The organism is Mesorhizobium sp. M7A.F.Ca.CA.002.04.1.1, assembly GCF_004022805.1.
Lineage (GTDB): Bacteria > Pseudomonadota > Alphaproteobacteria > Rhizobiales > Rhizobiaceae > Mesorhizobium > Mesorhizobium ciceri.
Window position 1 is genome coordinate 1 of record NZ_RZPL01000584.1, and the last position, 3,768, is coordinate 3,768.

The 3,768-nt window shown below is 62.6% G+C and carries 3 protein-coding genes and 1 pseudogene; 3 read left to right on the forward strand and 1 reads right to left on the reverse strand.

Features of this window, described 5'->3' with window-relative positions:
• From ENZ75_RS24725 to ENZ75_RS24735, 3 genes and pseudogenes are all read left to right on the forward strand, one after another.
• A pseudogene (locus ENZ75_RS24725) lies at positions 1–239 on the forward strand (ABC transporter substrate-binding protein); the annotation flags it as partial.
• Between the two features lie 109 nt (positions 240–348).
• Positions 349–1,116, forward strand: coding sequence for an ABC transporter permease (locus ENZ75_RS24730; protein ID WP_027160903.1), 768 nt, complete (start codon positions 349–351; stop codon positions 1,114–1,116).
• Between the two features lie 10 nt (positions 1,117–1,126).
• Entirely contained in the window at positions 1,127–1,906 is a 780-nt protein-coding gene (locus ENZ75_RS24735; protein ID WP_063168688.1) for an ABC transporter ATP-binding protein, read from the forward strand.
• A 26-nt stretch (positions 1,907–1,932) separates the two neighbouring features.
• Here the strand turns inward: ENZ75_RS24735 and ENZ75_RS24740 are convergent.
• Positions 1,933–3,768: ABC transporter ATP-binding protein (locus tag ENZ75_RS24740; protein ID WP_164887976.1), on the reverse strand; the 1,836-nt coding region annotated here is incomplete at its 5' end.

The window sequence follows — 3,768 nt, forward strand, 5'->3', positions numbered from 1 at the left end:
CGCCCGGTGGGCGCGCCATCATCGCCAAGGCTGTCGGTTCGGACGTCAAGGACCTCAACACCGCCTTTGACGGCGTGCGTTACTACTCACTCGCCGAAAACAAGGCGGCGCTGACCGGTGATTTCACCACCAAGACCTTCGCCGATGTCGAAGCCGCCGCCAAGAACGCCAAGCTGCTGCAGGCCGATGTGACGCCGGAGCAGATGATCGACCCGTCGTTCGTCAAGGCGGCGGAATGACCAAGGCCGGATCGCGGTGGTGACGCAGATGCCCGGGGAGCGTCCCGCTCAAACGGATCCGGCTCGTCCCACGAAACAGGCGAGGCGTCGCCGATCCTCCGGCATCGGCGTGCCCATCGCCAGGTCGCGCTTCCTGGTGATCGCGGTGGCCGTGTTCGTCGGGCTCGGCCTTGCCTGGTGGGCGGCGACCGGACTGGGATTGGTAAAGCCGATCTTCCTGCCATCGCCGGGCAGCGTCGCTATGCAGATCGCCAAGCTCGCGGCCGACGGCACGTTGTGGCTGGACCTCAAAGCCTCGATGTACCGTATCTCCATCGGCTTCCTCATCGCCTCGGCCCTGTCGATACCGATCGGCGTGCTGATTGGCAGTTTCCGTTCCTGGGAAGCGGCCATCGAGCCGCTGGTGGATTTCATCCGCTACATGCCGGTCGTCGCTTTCGTGCCGCTCTCCATCCTTTGGGCTGGCACCGGCGATTCGCAGAAATTCCTGATCATCTTCATCGGCACGTTCTTCCAGCAGGTGCTGATGATCATGGACAATGTAAAACGGGTTCCAGCCGATTTCATCGGCCTTGGGCGCACGCTAGGCCTGCCGGATCGCAAGATCCTGACGCGCATCGTCGTGCCCAGCGCCTTGCCGGGCATCTGGGATACGCTGCGCATCAGCTTGGGCTGGGCATGGACCTGGCTGGTGCTGGCCGAACTCGTCGCCGCCACTTCGGGGCTCGGCTATCGCATCACCGTGTCCCAGCGCTATTTCCAGACCAACACCATCATCGGCTACATCCTGCTGCTCGGCCTGCTCGGCCTCATCACCGACCAGGTGATGAAGGCGCTGGAAAAGGTGCTGTTCAAGCAAGAGGGCCGCTCGCAATGAGGTCCAGCCGATGAGCCCCAAATTGCGGATCGCCGGTCTCCACAAGAGCTTCGGCACGGGCGAGCGGCGCACGGAAGTGCTGCGCGGTATCAACCTGGATCTTGCCGACAACGAGTTTGTCTCCCTGGTCGGCACGTCGGGCTGCGGCAAGAGCACGCTGCTGTCGATCGTGGCCGGACTGCAGGACTTCGACGCGGGCGATCTCAGCATCGATGGCGCGCCGATCCTGCAGCCTGGACTCGACCGTGGCGTCGTCTTTCAGTCCTACACGCTGCTTCCCTGGCTGACGGCGCGGCAGAACATCGAGTTTGCGCTCAAGGCCGCTGGTTACGATCGCCCGACCTGCCGCAGGATCGCGCTGGAGCATCTCGAACTCGTCAAGCTGTCTGGTAGTGCGGACCGCTATCCAGCCGAACTCTCGGGCGGCATGAAACAACGCGTCGCCATTGCGCGCGCGCTTTCCTACCGGCCCAAGATGCTGTTGATGGACGAGCCCTTCGGCGCGCTCGATGCCTTGACCCGGCATCAGATGCAGGAACTGCTGACCCAGATCTGGGAGGAACACAGGTTGACCGTCCTGTTTGTCACCCATGATGTGGAGGAGGCCGTCTATCTGTCGGACCGCATCGTCGTCATGGGCATCGGCCCGGGACGTATCACGCAGACATTCAACGTGGATATCGAGCGCCCGCGCCGCGAAGAGGTGATGGAAAGCCCTGTATTCATGGATCTGCAACGCGGCGTGCACAAGGCCATCCGCGAGGGTTCAAAACGCCCCGAAATGGCCTAGGCGCCTGCGGTCGTTTGCAGGTCCAATCACGTCGCCTTGCCGACTGCCGCGTCCAGTTCCAGCTCGCCTTCGGAAATGTCGTCGAACGAGGCGTAGTTCATGTTGTAGAGGCGGGCGTAGAGGCCTTTTCTTGCCATCAGCTGTTCGTGGTTGCCGCTTTCGACGATCTCGCCGTTCTGCAGCACGATGATGCGGTCGGCGCCGCGGATAGTGGCCAGACGGTGGGCGATGACCAGCCCGGTGCGGCCTTCCAGCAGCGTGATCAGCGCCTTCTGGATCAGCATCTCGGTGTAGGAATCGATGCTGGCCGTGGCTTCGTCGAGCACCAGGATCTTTGCATCCGCCACCAGCGCGCGCGCGAAGCTGATCAGCTGGCGCTGGCCCAGCGAGAGATTGCCGCCGCGCTGCTCGAGTTCGGTATCGTAGCCATCTGGCAGGTTCTCGATGAAATCGTGCGCGCCGACGGCTTGTGCGGCGCGGACCACCTCCTCGCGGCTGGCTGATGTCTTGTGGTAGCGGATGTTTTCCAGCACCGAGCCGGAGAACAGGAACGGCTCCTGCAGCACCATCGCCACCTGATCGCCGAGCGAATCCTGGGTGAGGTCACGCACATCATGGCCGCCGACCAGAACCTCACCCGACCAGACATCGTAGAAGCGGTGCACCAGCGCCATCGAGCTGGATTTGCCCGATCCGGTCGGGCCGACAAGGGCTACGGTCTCGCCCGGGTTGACGCGGAAGGAGATGTTCTTCAGCACCGGCTGGTTCGGCCTATAACCGAAAGTGACGTTCCTGAACTCGACCGAGCCGTCCATATCGCGCGACAGCGCCACCGCACCTTGCCTGTCGCTGACATCGACCGGCACGTCGAGCACTTCGGAGATGCGCTGGCCCGAAGCCATGGCGCGCTGCATGACGCTGTATTGCATGGTCAGCGAGCGGATCGGGTCGAAGAAGCGCTGGATGTAGAACAGGAACGCCACCATGACGCCGATGTCGAGGCTGTGCGAGAGCACCATCGACCCGCCGACGACGATGACAGTTGCCATGGCGATGCCGGTCAGCGTGTCGACGATCGGCACCATTACCTGCGCGTATTTCGCCGACCTCAAATGGGCATTGAGGTTGGCCAGCACCTTTTCGTCGTAGAGGTCGAAATTGACGTGCTGGCGCTCGAGGCTCTGCACCGTGCGCACGCCATGGATGCCTTCGGCCAGTGCGCCGTTGGCGATCGAGTTGGTTTCGTGCGCGGCCATGAAGGCGACCTTGGCGCGCGGCAGCCAGAAAAGGCGCACGATGAACAGCACCGGCATGGTCGACAGCGTCAGCAGGCCCAGTCGGAAATCGAGCCACAAAAGCACGCTGACGATGCCGAACAACAGCACGATGTCGCCTACCGACATCACCGATGTTTCGAGGAATTCCTGCATCGAATTGACGTCGCCCTGCAGGCGCGACATCAGCCGGCCGACCTCGGTCTTGTCCATGAAGCTCAGCGAGACCCGTTGCAGATGGCTGAACATGGCGCGGCGCAGGTCCGACAGCACGTTTTCGGCCACCTTGCCGACGACGCTTTCCTGCACATAGCTGGCAGCATAGTTGATCAGGATGATCACGGCGAAAGCGCTGATCGCGGCGATCATTACCGATTGGTCGAGCTTGCCAGCCGTCATGCCGTGGTCGATGGCGTAGCGGATGACCAGCGGGATCGCCAGCTGGGTCAGCGTGAACACCAGCACCGCGGCGACTGAGATGAAAATCCGGTTCTGATACGGCCTCACGAAGCTCCAGATACGCCGCACGATGCGAGGGTCATAAGCTTTGCCGAAGACCTCTTCGTCGTCGCGGTGCGAGCCCACGAC